The organism is Methanomethylovorans hollandica DSM 15978 (assembly GCF_000328665.1).
Lineage (GTDB): Archaea > Halobacteriota > Methanosarcinia > Methanosarcinales > Methanosarcinaceae > Methanomethylovorans > Methanomethylovorans hollandica.
Genome location: NC_019977.1, coordinates 273,281 through 289,876, shown reverse-complemented (window position 1 = coordinate 289,876; position 16,596 = coordinate 273,281). Strand labels below are relative to the sequence as shown.

At 44.2% G+C, this 16,596-nt stretch carries 18 protein-coding genes and 1 tRNA gene; 8 read left to right on the top strand and 11 right to left on the bottom strand.

The window, feature by feature from the left end:
* Positions 1-122: 122 nt before the first annotated feature.
* Positions 123-1,460 (bottom strand): type I glutamate--ammonia ligase, encoded by a 1,338-nt coding sequence (gene glnA / locus METHO_RS01485; RefSeq protein WP_015323745.1) that lies wholly within the window; start codon positions 1,458-1,460, stop codon positions 123-125.
* A 198-nt stretch (positions 1,461-1,658) separates the two neighbouring features.
* On the opposite strand from glnA, the gene hdrC reads away from it, so the two are divergent.
* Both hdrC and hdrB read left to right on the top strand, forming a co-directional pair.
* Positions 1,659-2,141, top strand: coding sequence for a CoB--CoM heterodisulfide reductase subunit C (hdrC, locus tag METHO_RS01480; protein ID WP_015323744.1), 483 nt, complete (start codon positions 1,659-1,661; stop codon positions 2,139-2,141).
* A gap of 19 nt (positions 2,142-2,160) precedes the next feature.
* Positions 2,161-3,060 carry a CoB--CoM heterodisulfide reductase subunit B gene (gene hdrB, locus METHO_RS01475; protein ID WP_015323743.1) on the top strand — a complete coding sequence of 300 codons (900 nt, stop codon included), beginning with the start codon at positions 2,161-2,163 and terminating at the stop codon, positions 3,058-3,060.
* A gap of 76 nt (positions 3,061-3,136) precedes the next feature.
* On the opposite strand, the gene METHO_RS01470 is transcribed toward hdrB, so the two are convergent.
* Positions 3,137-3,616, bottom strand: a complete 480-nt coding sequence (locus METHO_RS01470) for a hypothetical protein (RefSeq protein ID WP_015323742.1) — start codon at positions 3,614-3,616, stop codon at positions 3,137-3,139.
* A gap of 235 nt (positions 3,617-3,851) precedes the next feature.
* Between METHO_RS01470 and METHO_RS01465 the strand changes: the two genes are divergently transcribed.
* Both METHO_RS01465 and METHO_RS01460 read left to right on the top strand, forming a co-directional pair.
* Positions 3,852-3,926: transfer RNA gene (locus tag METHO_RS01465), tRNA-Arg, on the top strand.
* A 43-nt stretch (positions 3,927-3,969) separates the two neighbouring features.
* Complete coding sequence (locus METHO_RS01460; RefSeq protein ID WP_015323741.1) at positions 3,970-4,422, top strand: N-acetyltransferase; 453 nt, start codon at positions 3,970-3,972, stop codon at positions 4,420-4,422.
* Between the two features lie 5 nt (positions 4,423-4,427).
* On the opposite strand, the gene METHO_RS01455 is transcribed toward METHO_RS01460, so the two are convergent.
* Entirely contained in the window at positions 4,428-4,868 is a 441-nt protein-coding gene (locus METHO_RS01455) for a GNAT family N-acetyltransferase (RefSeq protein WP_015323740.1), read from the bottom strand.
* The gene (locus tag METHO_RS01450) at positions 4,865-6,061 is read right to left on the bottom strand and encodes a M20 metallopeptidase family protein (RefSeq protein WP_015323739.1); all 1,197 of its coding nucleotides are present in this window, start codon (positions 6,059-6,061) and stop codon (positions 4,865-4,867) included. Before METHO_RS01450 ends, METHO_RS01455 begins: the two co-directional genes overlap by 4 nt.
* 138 nt (positions 6,062-6,199) lie before the next feature.
* Here METHO_RS01450 and METHO_RS01445 point away from each other — a divergent pair, with 138 nt between their 5' ends.
* Positions 6,200-7,141: a nucleotidyltransferase domain-containing protein gene (locus METHO_RS01445; RefSeq protein WP_015323738.1), complete on the top strand. Its 942-nt coding sequence runs from the start codon at positions 6,200-6,202 to the stop codon at positions 7,139-7,141.
* Between the two features lie 30 nt (positions 7,142-7,171).
* Here METHO_RS01445 and METHO_RS01440 read toward each other — a convergent pair whose 3' ends face one another.
* Together METHO_RS01440 and mptA are read right to left on the bottom strand one after the other, a co-directional pair.
* Positions 7,172-7,486: a DUF2098 domain-containing protein gene (locus METHO_RS01440; RefSeq protein WP_015323737.1), complete on the bottom strand. Its 315-nt coding sequence runs from the start codon at positions 7,484-7,486 to the stop codon at positions 7,172-7,174.
* Between the two features lie 55 nt (positions 7,487-7,541).
* On the bottom strand, positions 7,542-8,492 hold the full coding sequence (gene mptA / locus METHO_RS01435) for a GTP cyclohydrolase MptA (RefSeq protein ID WP_015323736.1): 951 nt from the start codon (positions 8,490-8,492) through the stop codon (positions 7,542-7,544).
* Between the two features lie 284 nt (positions 8,493-8,776).
* On the opposite strand from mptA, the gene METHO_RS01430 reads away from it, so the two are divergent.
* Together METHO_RS01430 and argB are read left to right on the top strand one after the other, a co-directional pair.
* Entirely contained in the window at positions 8,777-9,067 is a 291-nt protein-coding gene (locus METHO_RS01430; protein WP_015323735.1) for a non-histone chromosomal MC1 family protein, read from the top strand.
* Positions 9,068-9,226: 159 nt separating this feature from the next.
* On the top strand, positions 9,227-10,123 hold the full coding sequence (gene argB / locus METHO_RS01425; RefSeq protein WP_015323734.1) for an acetylglutamate kinase: 897 nt from the start codon (positions 9,227-9,229) through the stop codon (positions 10,121-10,123).
* A gap of 5 nt (positions 10,124-10,128) precedes the next feature.
* Here the strand turns inward: argB and METHO_RS01420 are convergent, their stop codons facing one another.
* Both METHO_RS01420 and guaA read right to left on the bottom strand, forming a co-directional pair.
* The gene (locus METHO_RS01420) at positions 10,129-11,169 is read right to left on the bottom strand and encodes an archaeosine biosynthesis radical SAM protein RaSEA (protein ID WP_015323733.1); all 1,041 of its coding nucleotides are present in this window, start codon (positions 11,167-11,169) and stop codon (positions 10,129-10,131) included.
* Complete coding sequence (guaA, locus tag METHO_RS01415) at positions 11,170-12,084, bottom strand: glutamine-hydrolyzing GMP synthase (protein WP_015323732.1); 915 nt, start codon at positions 12,082-12,084, stop codon at positions 11,170-11,172.
* 180 nt (positions 12,085-12,264) lie between these two features.
* Between guaA and recQ the strand changes: the two genes are divergently transcribed.
* Positions 12,265-14,343, top strand: coding sequence for a DNA helicase RecQ (gene recQ, locus METHO_RS01410; RefSeq protein WP_015323731.1), 2,079 nt, complete (start codon positions 12,265-12,267; stop codon positions 14,341-14,343).
* Between the two features lie 21 nt (positions 14,344-14,364).
* Here the strand turns inward: recQ and METHO_RS14205 are convergent, their stop codons facing one another.
* Genes METHO_RS14205 through hxlA form a run of 3 tightly spaced genes read right to left on the bottom strand, consistent with a single transcriptional unit; the run spans position 14,365 to position 16,594 of the window.
* Complete coding sequence (locus tag METHO_RS14205; protein WP_015323730.1) at positions 14,365-14,493, bottom strand: hypothetical protein; 129 nt, start codon at positions 14,491-14,493, stop codon at positions 14,365-14,367.
* Between the two features lie 51 nt (positions 14,494-14,544).
* Positions 14,545-15,312: an A24 family peptidase C-terminal domain-containing protein gene (locus METHO_RS01405; protein WP_015323729.1), complete on the bottom strand. Its 768-nt coding sequence runs from the start codon at positions 15,310-15,312 to the stop codon at positions 14,545-14,547.
* Between the two features lies 1 nt (position 15,313).
* Positions 15,314-16,594 (bottom strand): 3-hexulose-6-phosphate synthase, encoded by a 1,281-nt coding sequence (hxlA, locus tag METHO_RS01400; protein WP_048830967.1) that lies wholly within the window; start codon positions 16,592-16,594, stop codon positions 15,314-15,316.
* Positions 16,595-16,596: the final 2 nt, after the last annotated feature.

Genomic DNA, 16,596 nt, shown 5'->3' with positions numbered 1-16,596 from the left:
AAAGGCCTGTTTTCGTCGTTCATTTGAGATGATCTTCAATAGATAAGAGCCAAACTAAAAGCAATTGGCATCTAACGTCCATAAGGACAATGAAATAAAGTTATATGTAAGGGATATTACCCTTACAATATGCTCAGGTAGTTGTCCAGTTCCCACTGGTGAACCTGTGACTTGTATGAATCCCATTCAGCATTCTTTGCCTTAAGGAAACCATTGAAGACATGTTCACCAAGAGCCTCCTTTGTGAACTTGCTGCCACGCATGAGATCAAGAGCCTCCTTCAGGCTGCCGGGGAGAGACTGGATACCTCGCTTAGCACGCTCTTCTTCACTGAGCTTGAAGATGTTCACGTTTGTGGCTTCTGGTGGCTCGATCTTGTTCTTTATACCATCAAGACCAGCACGCAGCATCAGGGCGAATGCAAGGTATGGGTTACACGCAGGGTCGGGGCACCTTAGCTCGACCCTTGTGCCAATGCCTCTTGTTGCAGGGATCCTGATAAGAGAGCTCCTGTTGGAAGCAGACCATGTTACGTATATAGGGGCTTCATACCCAGGCACAAGTCTCTTGTAGGAGTTCACGGTTGAGTTGGTGACTGCAGCAAACTCTCTAATATATTTCAGCATGCCTCCTATATAATACATGGACGTCTGTGAGAGTCCATTTGGTGCATCGGAGTCATAGAACGCGTTTTTGCCGTTCATCATCAGGGACTGGTTAGTATGCATACCTGAACCGTTCACACCGAACAGAGGCTTTGGCATGAAGGATATATAATATCCCTTGTGGTAAGCAATGGACTTTGCCACATACTTGAAGGTAATTACCTTGTCTGCCGTAGAAAGCATGTCACCGAACCTGAAGTTTATCTCGTGCTGTGAAGGAGCTACCTCATGGTGAGAAGCTTCCAGCTTAAAGCCCATTACCTCAAGGGCGAAATCGATGTCTCTCCTTACATCCTGTGCCTTGTCCAGAGGGGCGAAGTCGAAGTATCCCCCATGGTCGGTCAGATGTGTTGTGGGGTTACCTTCTGCGTCCAGCTTGAACAGGAAAAACTCAAGCTCCGGACCTACATTCATTGTATAACCCATTTTTGCAGCATCGTCCATGGCTTGCTTCAGGACATACCTGGGATCACCTTCGAAAGGAGTACCATCTGGCTTCTTTACATCGCCAATGATACGGGCCACTGAGCCTTCCTTTGGCCTCCAGGGCAGTATCCTGAAAGTGGATGGGTCGGGCATGAGCATCATGTCGGATTCTTCGATCCTTGCGAAACCCTCTATTGAGGATCCGTCAAACATAACACCGTCCTTGAAAGCTCCCTCAAGATCCTCTGCAGGAATTGCCCAGCTTTTGATGATACCGAGAGTATCAGTGAACTGTGTCCTTATGAACTTTACATCATTTTCTGCAACTTGCTGCAATACTTCCTCTTTGGTTATTCCATTTTCTGTCATTCCTATAACCTCTTGGGTATTCAGTAACCTATTACCTACTTCATAATATATAAATCTTTTTCAAAATGCTGCCAGAAAGAAAAAAACAAATACATAGAAAGCAGAGAATTTAAAAAAATAAAAAAAACAGAGGAAGTAAAAGGAACAGATTTGCGAGAACAGTTTATAAGCAATAGGAAATAAATTAATGGTCAGAACATGAAAGAGAACAATGTACAGGAACAACTGAAAGAAGCAGGCATAGACATATTGAAGTGCATGCAATGTGGAATGTGTACTGGAAGCTGCCCCTCTGGTCGCCACACCAGCCTGAATGTACGCAGACTCATTAGGCATGCCATGAGATCCCAGGATGTACTTGAAGATAAGGAGCTCTGGATGTGTACCACATGTTATAACTGCCAGGAGCGCTGCCCACGCCGCATTGACATAGTAGATGTCATCCTCAGGATCCGGTCCATTGCAGCCCACGAGGGTATTATATTGCCTGAGCATAAGCAAGTAATAGAACTGCTCCTGGAATATGGACACGCTGTGCCTATAGATGAGATGAACATGAATAAAAGAGAAGAACTCGGACTGGAAAGATTGCCCGAAACAGTGTATAAGGACCCTGAAGCCTTGAATGAGGTCAAAAAGCTTCTTAATGCCTGTAAGTTGGCAAAGATCATAGACCAATAGTTATGAACTGGAGATAAAAATGGCACCACTTGCACTTTTTCTGGGATGCGTTATCCCTAACAGATATCCGGGCATAGAGATGGCCACAAGGCTATGCCTTGCAAAGCTGGACATTGACTGCACTGACCTGCCCGGAGCTTCCTGCTGCCCTGCACCCGGAGTATTCCGTTCATTTGACAGCCCTACCTGGCTGGCAGTGGCGGGGCGCAACCTTACACTTGGAGAGGATATGCAGCGCGACCTTCTTACCATATGTAACGGTTGTTTTGGATCTCTTGCAGATGCAAACCACACATTGAAGGAAAACGACGAGCTGAGGGAAAAGACAAATGGATTCCTGGGAGAGATAGACCGCCAGTTCAAAGGAACAATAGATGTGCGCCATATAGCCGAATTTCTTTACTCAGATATTGGAACAGGGAAGATAAAAGAAGCCGTTGAGAAAACTCTTGGACTGAAAGTAGCAGTTCACTACGGATGCCATCTTATAAAACCATCCAGGGACAGGGGACTTGGCAGTTTTGAAAGACCACGTTTCTTTGATGAACTTGTGGAAGCTACAGGTTGCATGAGCGTTGAATACTCTGATAAGATGGAATGCTGTGGAGCCGGGGGGGGTATGCGATCCGGACATAAAGAAAGATCTCTTGCAATGGCAGAACACAAATTATCAAAGATAAAAGAGGCGGGTGTTGATTGCATAGTCAATGCATGTCCATTCTGCCACATGCAACTGGACGCAGGTCAGCAGGAGATAGAAAAAGCATTTGGTAAAGACTATAGTACACCTGTGCTGCATTATTCCCAGCTTCTCGGGCTTGCCCTGGGATTCCCCCCTGAAATGCTGGGTATCCATCTGAATGTCGTACAGAACAAGGAATTCGCGGAAAAGATAAAAGTAGTGATGGAAGACAACTAACTTTACAGTACCTGAATGATCACAGCGGCAGGTTTGAAAGATAAATAAAAATGGCCATCTGGCAGAGGCCACATTTTCAGGAATTATCCGAAAGGATATTATCAACAGAAAGTTCAAAAGACGCGGTCTTGCCATTCACATCTACATTGTAGACACCTTTCTCCAGACCGTACACATCAAGAGACACGGACTTTGTGAAAGGCACCAGTGCCTGCGTACATAAGGCATCCCGGGGGCGTATTGTGCCGATCTCCACATAGAATGTGTTGCCATCTTTCCTGACAGTGGCATTGCCAATGGTTGTGCAGCCATCGGGAAGATAACCTGTAGCTTCCACATTCACCTGTACAGGAAAAGATTCCAGTACTAACACCTGCACATTACTGATAGATGCCACACCGGTTATGAATTCTTCATTGTTCACTCCAGGAGAAGGTGTCTGATTCTCGCTTGTATTCTCAGACTCATTGGAAACAATAGTGGTCTGACAGGAACAGCCTGAGATTAGAATTATCAGTGCGACAGATATGAGTATTAGTAAATGATTCGATCTCATTGGAAATCTCCATAATAGTTTAATATCCAGAGGATATGTTATAATTAAGAATATATAGCAATTACTTAAGGTACGGAAATTTTCGAACAGAAACAATCCCACAGTATAAAAATAATTTAATCAAAACTGACCGACAGAAATCATGTATAAAAAGGAATAAATAACTACTAAGCAAACCAGTTCGTACCAATAGATTTAAGATATTGGATGTTATTAGGAGAGTGAAAGTCAAAGAGAGCGTGTGGCCTAGCCAGGATATGGCGGCAGCCTCCTAAGCTGCAAGCCAGGGGTTCAAATCCCTTCACGCTCGCTATACTTTTTTCAAATATCAGCAGATCGAGGAGAATCATCTAATGATCCGTAAGGCCACTGTCAAAGATGTCGAAGCAATGAAGAACATCATAAATGCATATGCGAAACAGGAGAAGATGCTTCCCCGATCATACAATGAGCTGTACCAGTACATCCGCAGTTTCTATGTATACGAGAAGGATGGCGAGGTAATAGGATGCTGTGCCCTGCAAGTAGTATGGGAAGACCTGGCAGAGGTACTTTCTTTCGCTGTGAAACCTGAATATGCCCGACAGGGAATAGGATCCCAATTGCTTAATGCCTGCATGGGAGATGCGCACGAACTGCATATAAAAAGGATATTCACCCTCACTTATGTGCCACAATTTTTCGAAAAACATGGATTTGTAAGAGCGGACAAATCTACACTCCCTCATAAAGTATGGAGTGGCTGCATAAACTGCCCTAAGTTTCCTGACTGTGATGAGATAGCTCTGATCAAAACTATAGAGTGAACTGCTCAGCGCATATCCATGGTAAGATATATGACTTCTTTTTCTTCTTTTTGCACTGAAAAGCCGGTCTTTAAGTATAAAGTAATAGCTGGCCCAAGAGAAGTATTGGTTTTTAGGGTTACTGTATTATAATGCTCGCTTGCAAATTGCAGAGCTTTCCCCAGGAGTTCAGAACCAATTCCCAATCTTCTGAAATCCTTGTGAACATACAGCCTCTTGACTTCACATTTTCCCTCACTTCTCTTTTTCACAGCACAGGTGCCGATAATTCTACCCTTTGTGAAAGCCACATAAAAGATACCTCCATCCTCAAGGTAATTTGCTGAAATATTATCCAGATCAAGATCCTTCTCTATATCGTAAGCAAAACCTTCGGATGCCAGTACGCTCACCACGAATTTTTTTACGGAAGAATTAAGTAACGGGGAAAAAACCTTTATGATCAATAGATATATTCCTCTGGCTTTTTCAAGAAATCAAGAGCAATAGAACAGAGTATTTGCACACCCTGCATAAGGACAGCTTCATCCAGATCAAAACTGCTGGAATGGTTGTTTTCTATAATATCTTTCTCCGGATTGCGGGTACCCAGAAACAGGAACATACCAGGCACCTGACGTAAATAATAAGCAAAATCCTCGGAGCCGAAGATAGGAGATGCATTATCATCCACATTTACGAATAACTGCTTAAGTAGCCTGCTGGCTGCTGCCGTAAAATCTGGATTGTTCACAAGTACAGGGTAACCGTGCAACACATCCAGCTCATAAGATGGAACACCAGCAAGATCTTTATCGGAATATTTATTCATGATAGAGCCTAGTATATTCTCCAACGCATTTTCAATCGTTACTGTATCCATTTCATTAAATGTCCTGAAACTTCCGAATATCTGCACTTCGTCAGGTATTATGTTTGAGCGGGTACCACCGGTGACCGCTCCAAAGCCAAAGACATGTCTGGATGGATCAACCTTCCTGGCACTTTCCAGCCTTGCCCTAGATATAACATCAGCAGCCATTTCAATGGGGTTCACACAGTACCCAGGTGTTGATACGTGTCCACCCTTTCCTATGATCCTGACACTGAAATCATTGGAACTTGCCATAAAAGGACCTGGGCAGAAGCGCACATTACCGACATCCACATCACCGAAGATGTGAAGACCTATAATAGCATCGACACCTTCAAGCCCCCCATGTTCAATGACCTGACAGGCACCCCCTGGATATTGTTCCTCCGCAGGTTGGAATATTAACCTAACTTTACCAGAGAACTCATGCCTCTTTTCAAAGAGCATGCGGGCCACACCCAATACAATTGCTGTATGGCCATCGTGGCCGCATGCGTGCATGACCCCTTTGTGGCAAGAGATATATTCGCCATTGTGATCACTTTCCTCCTCCTGTATTGGCAGAGCATCTGTATCAGCACGTATTGCAATACAGGGCCCTGGACCATTGCCCGTGATCTCTGCCACAACACCGGTACCAGCTATAGAACTGCTTTCAAGACCAAACTCCTTAAGAGAATCCATTATTCTCTTCTGAGTCATACATTCATTGAAGCTTAGTTCAGGATACCTGTGAAACTCGCGTCGCTTTTGTATGATCCATTGTTCAAGAGAGGGCAGGAACATCACCTACTATGAATGTTTTATCCTAATTATAAGACCAGATTGCCCATGATGGCACATAACCATTTTGTTCGCAGAGATTGCAATACGATTATTACTAAGGAGATTTATTATGTTTAATCCAATACAAAGGAGATTAAAATGCTGAAAACACGGCTCAGGGACTTTTTTATAACAATGGATGACTGGATATTCGCTGTATCCGATTATTTCCATCCCCAAGGGATACGTTCGACACTGCGATACGTACCAGATGATGGAGGGGAACGGCAGATGAACGGAAAAAGGTACCGCAAGTATGATTTCGATGATTCTTTCAGTTTTATGAGAAAGCACCGGCCTGAATGGGTGGAAGACGTACATGTGGTGCCTGAAGAGCAGGTGAAAAGGATACTTTCCCCCAATGAGGCTATACAACATCTTATGGCCTCAGATAGCCGGATAGCTGCAATCGTAAAAGTCCTTGAAGAAGCAGGGGTGCCAAGGTCACATATGGGAGTTACAGGCTCATTGTTGCCGGGATTGCAGAATGAGACATCGGACGTGGATTTTGTTGTATATGGAAAATATTGGTTTACAGCCAGAGATGCCATTGACGGGGAAAAGAAAAGATCCGGACCAATAGAAGATATAAGCATGGAGATGTGGGAAAGGATATACAAAAAGCGCATTCCGGAGATATCTTTTGAAGAGTTCGTAGTCCATGAGAAACGGAAAGGGAACAGAGGTATGGTGGAAGGCACATATTTCGACCTGCTTTTCGTGAGAGACTGGGAACAGATAAAAGAGCCTACTGCAAGAGGAAAGGATAGTGGGACCATGAGAATAGAGGCAACAGTGACAAATGCAGATCTTGCCTTTGACAGCCCTGCAGTGTATAAAGTGGAGCACCCTGAAATAGACCACGTGTTGTCCTACACCCATACTTACGCAGGGCAAGCTTTACCTGGAGAACTTATTGAAGCTCAAGGAGTAGTAGAAAGAGTGGGAGATAAGAAACGGCTTGTAGTCGGTACTTCACGTGAACCAAAGGGAGAATGGATTCGTTCACTTACTTTGCTGAAAAAAGAGAACATGATTTGACAAAAAATGTAAAAAGACAAAAGGAGGATATTATCCTCCACCTGTAACCTGACCTATATCAACGATCCTTTCCGGAGTTTGCTCCCTGGCAAGATCATCTATATCCGCTTTGCCAGTTTCATGTTCTTGTTTCACCTTGATGGCACTTGCATCGGTAATCACAAGAGCCTGGACATTATAATAGAGTCCGGTAGTGTCCATCAGAGCCCATATAGTACCCTCTTCCTGCTTGAGTTCTGTAACCTGCCCTGCTGTACCTGTATTAAGATATAGTACATATGAGCCAATAGTTATAGGAGTTCCGTTTAGGTCTTGGGCCTGGACAGAATCTGAAACTTCATCCATGTTATCACATTCTTTTAACTAGTCAGACTGATGATCAAGACAAACTGAAAAAGATTCAGTTACTGATCTCTTTACGAAGTTCACCCATAGTTGCAACCCTTTCAGCAAAGGCATTATGACGGTGAATACTTTCCTCGTTGATCTGTTTAATTGTCACTATTGCATCATCCGGGAGATCCTTGAACTCTTTTACAACATTATGAGCCATGGTACGCACACAGTCTTCCACAAACTTTGGGTTCTTGTGAGCCGTCTGAACTACCATAGCTTCATCAGAGCGCTTCAGCAATTCGAAGACACTTGAGCTCATTGATCGCTCAATGATAGAAATAACCTTTTCAAGGAAAATAAAATCATCACTTGCAACTTCAATGGAGATAATTCCCCTTCCCCTCTGGTTGTGAGTTGCCATGGGCACACGGTGGAGGAATTCAGCTATTTTCCTATTTTCCACACCAATTTCTTCAAGCTGTTTACGGGCATTGTCCGTCATGATCTCCTGAGCACATGGACAAGCTGTCATCCCCACAACTTCAGCTCCGATGAGCTTGGTGACATTGATGTTACCTCCCTCTTCCCTTCCGGCTTTCGCTTCAGCGAATATCTCCACCACTTCCTGACATTCCATCTTAGTCGCTGGAGATTCCCGTTTGATCACGTATTCACTCTTCAGATGTACTTCTGCCCTTGTAGCATATTCATGCCTCACAAGCAAGTTAAGAGCAACATCACTACATAACTGCTCTATTTCATAAACAGGCATATTGACCGCCTTTTCAAGAACTTCATCAACAGCCTCGAAATTGCGGGAAAGGTTGGCTCCTTTCCTATCAGAAGGCAGGTCAACAAAGATATCGAATGTAGATATAAGCATGACAGGACGTTTGTCTTTTCGTTTGACAGCCACTAGTTTTTTAACGTTCGTCACACCTACGCGAGTCAGGTTCATAGGTATCTTAGGCTTATTAGCCTGTATATCCGGCAATATAACAGTAGAAAGTTCCATAACATTACCTCTAAGAATAGATCACATTCATGTAAAAGCGAGATGAGTCCGTTTTATACGTACTTCCAGAAGTGAAATGAGCTCATCACATGTAAATGTTGTGTTACAGAAGAGATAGATTAAAATATTTAAATAGCTATAGATTTTAGAGGATTATCAGTACCCCCTATAATCCAACTAGTGTAAACCAGAATCGAAAGGCAACATTGAAAGAAAAATATATATACTATATGTGCAGAATAGGTTTATCGAGTAAAATCACGTGCAAGCAATGAGGTGACATGATGGTTGAAACAAGGAACTTTGTACTGAGAGATAAGAACGGAAACGAACACGGTGTATTCACCGGGAAACAGCCGCGTCAGGCAGCATTGAAAGTCGCTAACCGCGGCAAAGGAACAAAAACAAAACCAGAAACCATAAAGCTCCGCGAGAGGGGAACCAAGAAGATCCACGTCTTCAAGGGCTGGAGAGAAAATGTAGACGCCCCCAAGAACAAGCCGGACTGGATGCCCGATAAGATCAGCAAGCCTTTCGTGAAGAAAGTGGGCATCGAGAAGCTCGACAAAATCTAAATCTAATTTAATTACTTTATTCTTTTTTGGTTACCAGACATTCTGGTAACAACACTATCTTTAATAATTTCACTTGTGGTCCAATAAAGGTAATATATTGGAATTTACATCACTATGCTGCTTTTTATAGATAAGAAAACCAACAGATGAGGGTGGACTGTGACGCTGAAAAGAGAGAACGTGTTGATAGAGGCCCTTCCTTACATAAGGAAGTTCCATAATGCCATAATGGTCATCAAAGTAGGTGGCCATGCCATGGTAGATAAACAGATAATGAGTGACATCATTGAAGATGTTGTCCTGCTGAAGTTCGTGGGCATACATCCTATAATAGTGCATGGCGGTGGACCGGAGATAACCGAGAAGATGAACCGCATGGGAAAGAAACCCAAATTTGTAGGTGGATTACGCATCACAGATGATGAAACCCTTGAAATTGCCCGCATGGTATTGGTGGGTAATATAAATACTGATATCGTGTCCCTTATAGGCAGGCATGGAGGAAAGGGAATTGGCCTGTCCGGCAAAGATGGTAAGCTCATCGTTGCAAAGAAAATGGCTGCCCAGAAGGTTATGATAGAGAACATAGAGCATGAGGTTGACCTGGGGTGGGTGGGAGAAACCGAAATAATCAACACAGAGATTGTGGAAATTGTTACAAAACATGGTTATATTCCTGTAATATCTCCAATTGCCATTGATTCCAGCGGAAGAGGACTTAACATAAATGCGGATACTGTAGCCGGCGACATTGCCGCTGCTCTAAGAGCACAGAAACTCATTCTCATGACAGACGTACCAGGGATCCTGAGGAACATAGAAGATAAGTCTTCCCGCATATCCAGAGTAAAACTTGAAGACGTGGAAAAACTGGTGAGAGAGGGAGTCATCTCAGGCGGTATGGTGCCTAAGTTAAGGGGTGCTGTGACCGCAGTGGAAAGTGGTGTACAAAGAGTGCACATAATAGATGGGAGCGTATCTCACTCGGTCCTGCTGGAACTCTTCACCGACACCGGGATAGGGACAATGGTGTACAGAGGCGAGGATGGGGAGTGAGAGATTCACTCCAGGATAGGAGAGCCAAAACTGAGATCGTCCAGAACCAGTACCTTTTCCCACAGAGACCTGCAATCACATTCCAGCCCTTCAAGATCATGCAGATCCTGGCTCAAAGAGAAAGCCCTTATGGCATCTGCAACCTCCCCGCTGCATTCCTTGCAGTTGCGGGGGCCCCTTTTGGCACCTGCACCTACTGGATCGGAAGTGATGATCAGATGTGGGAACTCCTGTTTTGTCCTTTTAAGGATATCTACAATGCTCCATAACCAGGGGGGACGATATTCCCCCCGTTCCCATAGATATTCTATAAGAGTGCCTTTCTGCACATTGCACAGGTTGATAGATATCACGCCGGAATATACTGACACTTCCCTTACTGAGGCAATAATGTCCTCCAAAGCCTGTTTTTCAGATATGAATGGGGGTTTCAGCATAAGATATGTTTTTACTGCAACACCATTGGATTTGGCAACCTCGGCAGCCCTGACAAAATCCCTGAAAGTGAAACCTTTGTTAATAGAGCGTTTTCTGATGAGGTCCGAACTGGTCTCAAGGCCTATGGCAACCTCTAACAACGTACTTTTAAGACTAGCAAGGCAGAACTCCATGGATTCCTCTGTCAGGAACTCCGGTCTGGATTCCACCACTACCTTAAAGACCCGATCATCTTCTTCCAGAAGGGAAAGTATCTTTGATAGAGCATCAACCGGCACCTCTTTTTCATCAAGGAAACTACCTGAGGTAAATATCTTGACCATGAACCTGTCAAACTTTGAAGCTTTACCCATGGCTTTCCGAAACTGGGAAACAATATCTTCCGCAGAGGGAGAAGTATGCGCGCTGTCATACACGTAGCCACACATGGTGCAGCCTCCGACCTTCCCCCACCAGCATCCGGAGGTACGGAAGATCATGGTAAGTGTATTTTCCACATTCCCATCCACATGGTCCTTGCCGGTCCACACTGCAGAGGGCATATCCAGAGGTGTCGGCTTTATCCGCTGCCTCTGACGTATCTCAAGAACTTTAGTATTCAGTGACATTTACTCAAACTCGATGGTTGCCGGGGGTTTCGGAGACAGGTCATACACAACTCTTGCTACTGATGAGATCTCACCTGTAATGCGCGACTCGATGCGCCTTAGAACATCCCAGGGCAGTTCCATGGCCTCTGCTGTCATACCGTCACGGGAACCAACAGCACGTACTGCGACTATCCACCCATGGACCCTCTGGTCACCTTTGACACCAGTGCCTTTGCCCACTATGGCAGCAAACGTCTGCCAGGGATGGAACCTTTCCAGAAGTTCTGCCTCTACTATGGCATTGGCTTCCCTTACTGCCTCGACTTTTTCCTCAGTAACCTCGCCTACTATACGTACTGAGAGTCCCGGCCCCGGAAAGGGCATGCGCTCAGATATCTCATGAGGCAGACCCAATGCTCTGGCAACTTCTCTTACCTCGTCCTTATACAGGTCCTCCAGAGGTTCTACAATGGACCTGAAATCCACAACCGATGGCAACCCACCTACATTGTGATGGGATTTTATACCGCCCTCGGATTCTATCCTGTCGGGATAGATGGTTCCCTGAATGAGGAACTCTGCTTTAAGCAGCCGTGCCTCTTCTTCAAATATCCTGATGAACGTTTCACCGACAGCTTTGCGCTTTATTTCCGGATCATCTATGCCTTTCAGAGCTTCCAGGAAACGCTCTCTGCCATCTACGACCTGTAAGTTCATATCAGAGAAGATTTCCTTTATTCTCTGAGTTTCCCCTTTACGCATGAGCCCGGTATCGATATATATAGGATACAATAACTCCCCTATTGCACGATGTGCAAGTACAGCACAAACTGAACTGTCAACACCGCCTGAAAGAGCTATAATAGCAGGACCAGATATCTGTTCCTTTATCTTCTCTATACTCTGAGGAATGAATCTGTCAACTTTAACCATAGGATTGCTCCACATATAATATATTGATGAATTATAAAGAATGGATCAGTGATTTGAGCGGATTATTACATATATAGATTTAATGCTGTCGATATGATATTTAAATTCTTGCGGAACGATCTTCAATTATAATCATGACATCAACTATAGTTATATACAGCCAATGTTAACTGTAGAGCGATGCACCGGACATTAAGAAAGTACTTCGGATACGATACATTCAGACCCCTGCAGGAAGATATCATAAAGGATGTAATTGCAGGAAAAGATGTTTTTGTGTTGATGCCCACCGGAGGAGGAAAATCTATCTGTTACCAGTTACCTGCACTTCTGATGAACGGTGTCACTGTGGTAGTATCACCACTCATTTCCCTTATGAAGGACCAGGTGGATACACTCCGGGCCAATGGTGTTGAAGCAGCATACCTGAACAGTACATTAAGTTACAAGGAAAGCAATCAGATAAAGCAGGAACTTGAAAACAACATTATCAAACTGCTGTATGTTGCTCCTGAAAGGCTTACCTTGTCCAGTACATTGACGCTGCTTGACAGAATAAAAGTAAACCTGTTCGCTATAGATGAAAGTCATTGCATATCTGAGTGGGGACATGATTTCAGACCTGAGTACAGGAAACTCAGCATTCTTAAAAGAAAATATCCGCACATCCCCATCATAGCACTTACTGCAACCGCTACTCCCAAGGTACGGAAAGACACAATATCCCAGTTGCACATTGAAGATTGCAATACATACGTCGCAAGTTTCAACCGTAAAAATCTTCTTTATCAGGTCAGACCAAAGAAAGAGACCTATGAACAGATCGTGGAATTCCTGCGGAAAAGAAAGGATAAAAGCGGTATCATATATTGCCAGAGCCGCAAGACCGTAGATGAACTAACGGGAAAATTGCGTAAAAGCGGGTTCAATGCCCTGCCTTATCATGCAGGGCTCTCCGATGCTGCAAGGAGCAGGAACCAGGACATTTTCATAAAAGACGATGCGGAGATCATCGTTGCTACCATTGCTTTTGGTATGGGGATAGATAAACCCAACGTCCGCTTTGTTATACACTACGACCTTCCGCGCAATCTTGAAAGCTATTACCAGGAAACAGGAAGGGGTGGCAGGGATGGTCTTGAATGCGAATGTATACTATTTTTCAGCCGCGGTGACAAGTATAAGATAGATTATTTCATCGACCAGATAGCGAAAAGTGAAGAGCGTGAGGCAGCCAGGTTAAAACTCAAAGAGGTAATGGACTACTGCCAGAGCACAATATGCAGAAGGAAAATGCTGCTGCGTTATTTTGGTGAAGAGCTGCAAGAGGAGAACTGCGGAGGATGTGATGTATGCCTGCAGCCTGTGAAAATAACTGATGCTACGGAAGAAGCAAAGCTGCTCATCAGATGCGTGAAGGAAGTAAGCCAGAGGTATGGTATCACACATGTAACGGAGATACTTACCGGATCAAATAGCAAAAAGATAACTGAAAAAGGGCATCATAGGCTGAGCAGTTATGGGACGGGCACTTATCTTCCAAAGGACAGGTGGGCAGACATTGCAAGAGAACTGGCCCATCAGGGAATATTAAGGCTCGAAGGTTCTAGATATCCTTTGCTCAAACTCGACAAAGATAGTGAACAGGTCATTGCAGGGAAAAGAACTGTAGAGATGATACAATTAGCATCAAGCAACGATTCACTCTTGGCTTTGGGTAAGCAAATAGCGACAGACCAACTGAAAAAACCCAAAGCAAGTGACCATCAAAGCGATCTTGCGAGAGTTAAAGAAATAGAAACCGAATATATAACAAAGAAACAAACTGGAACTGTCAATAGAATAGATAATGAACTGTTCTCAAGGTTAAAGGAACTGCGTAAAAAGATCGCAAGCAAAGAGGGAGTTCCACCTTATATCGTGTTTGCAGATACGAGCTTGAAACAGATGGCAACCCAGATGCCCCTGAACGAAAAAGAACTGCTGGAGATCACCGGCGTGGGAGAATACAAGCTACAGAAATACGGAGATATGTTCCTGACAGAAATAAGAGATCATCTGAAAGGTACTTCAAAAGATAGCATTGAAGCAACTACACAGGAAGTTGAAACTGAAGAAGATAAGAAAGAAAAAGTGATCCAGTGCATAATGGGCCTTCGGGAAGAATTAATCAGGTTAACAAAAGAGCAACTGGGAACAGAGATGCCTGATAAATATATACAAGAGGTCTGGTCAGACATCCTGGTTTATAAAAAGTAAGCTGCAGAGAATGAGAATATCTCACTCACATGTATCCAGCAAATGACGTTTGGCGTGTCCCCGCCTGTCACCCGGGTGGATCGGGCTGATCTTTGCGACCTCTTCTGTATCCGTATCTTTCTTTTCCTGTGTGGTATCCTTTTCTTCCATAAATATACCTCCATAGAAAGATATGTGGAGCCGGTTACTAAACATTGCCGGTCAGACCAAAGGCACCAGATAATTAAAGGACATATGGAATATAAGATCCCCAAAGAGAATAGCAGCTAAAAAGCCTGCGGTTATGGGTATCATAAAAGGAAGACCGGGAGTGATCCACACATGTTCCCCTATTGAGCCTTTCCTATGCAGTGCTTGCAGTTTAAGGATCATATCGCGATCTACGGAAGTGCCTGTGCGTGTAAACCTTTGGACCACGCCATTGGGCGTTTCCTCATGCTTCTCGATCAGCCTGAAATGACCCTCTTCCAGGTTGTCTATATGCTGTCTGTAACCTATGAGGGCATATAAAGGCTTTTTTATAAGTTCTTTTGGAGGAACTGTCACCAGGTTGTAAATCAAAAGACCGAGGGGCACTATGATAGTCATAAGCACTGAATTACCAAAAACACTGAATGTGAACAGATCCAGCAGAGGAACTCCCCACAAAGGAAGTTGTACAACATTCAGTGATAATTGCGGAAAAACGGGCAGAATGATAGAGATGACCATGAGCACTTTTGCATCTGCTCCTCCGAAAGCATGCAATATGAAGAGTATGTAAACAAAAATAAATATCACAACAAAAGAAATCACAGTCCTGAAAATATAGGGTAAGCCGGAAGTGATCATCTCATGGAGTATAAAGGGTGAAGCTGCACCCAGCATGATCGGCCAGACCTTATTGGAAACACGGCGGGTCTTGATGTCGGAGTAACATGAGTATGCAAGGAAAGGCAGGCACACAAGGACTTTAAGGAGTTCTAGCATATTACTGTTTCTCCCATTTTTTAAGCTGCATCACTTCTGAAAGAGTAGCACCCCTTTTGATCTCCTCAAAAAGACGTTTTTCGGTCTTTTCCACTTCCTTAGCCCTTCTTGCGATCTCATAGGCATTCTCCTTTGGTATAACGACAACACCATTATCATCGCCTACAATGTAATCTCCCGGCTTGACAGTCTGTGACCCGCAAGTGATCTCGGTATTGATCTCACCGAAACCTTTAGGTTCACCGGCATTGGGCACATAGCTGCTTGCAAACACCGGCAGGCTCATGGTGCTGATATCATCGATATCCCTTACAGCTCCATCAATAACTACCCCGGCAACACCCTTGTTCAGACAACTGAGAGTTGCCAGACCACCCCAGGGAGCGACATCTCTCCTGCCATTATAGATAACAATGACATCCCCGTCTTTTGCCATATCTATGGCCTCAACGGGCTTTGCCCAGTCGCCCCCAAAGGTCTGTACCGTTATAGCAGTGCCTACCATTTTTTTACCTTTCAGCATAGGACGGATATCTTTCATGACACCCTTACGGTGCATGGCATCTGAGATGTTGGCCGTGGAAACTTCCAGTAATAACTTACGGATCTCAGAATCCTGAGAAGGCTTTGAAACCTGTATCACAGAAGGAGAGTCTACAGCATCCCTTACCTTCCTGGCAGAAGTATGCACATCTGCAGACCTTATGATGTTGCCACCTACAATGACAATGCTTGCTCCGGCAAGCACTGCTCTGGCACAACCCGCTGCATCAAGACCACCTGCGGCTGCAACAGGAATTGATACTTCCTTTACGACCTCAGATACAATATCCAGAGGATCCCTACCTACCATCTGCTGGTCAATACCTGAATGTACATTGATATAATCCACACCCATTTGTTCAAGTTTCCTGGCCCTTGTTATGGGATCATCCACAGATATCAGGTCTGCCATAAGCTTCACACCATACTTTTTTGCAGCTTTCACAGATTCAATGATAGTAGAATCATCGGCTCCGGCCAGCACCATGACAATATCTGCACCTGCCTTTGAAGCCATTTCCACTTCAATTGCACCTGTATCAGCCACTTTCATATCGGCAAGAATTATGTTATCAGGAAAAGCTTTTTTTAGTGTTCGTACTGCTTCCATTCCCTCGCTCTTGATCAATGGAGTACCAACCTCTATCCAGTCAACACCCCCTTCAATAGCTTCTTTCGCAATCTGTACGGCCCGGTCTGTTTCGACTAGGTCAAGGGCTACCTGAATGATAGGTCTTATGT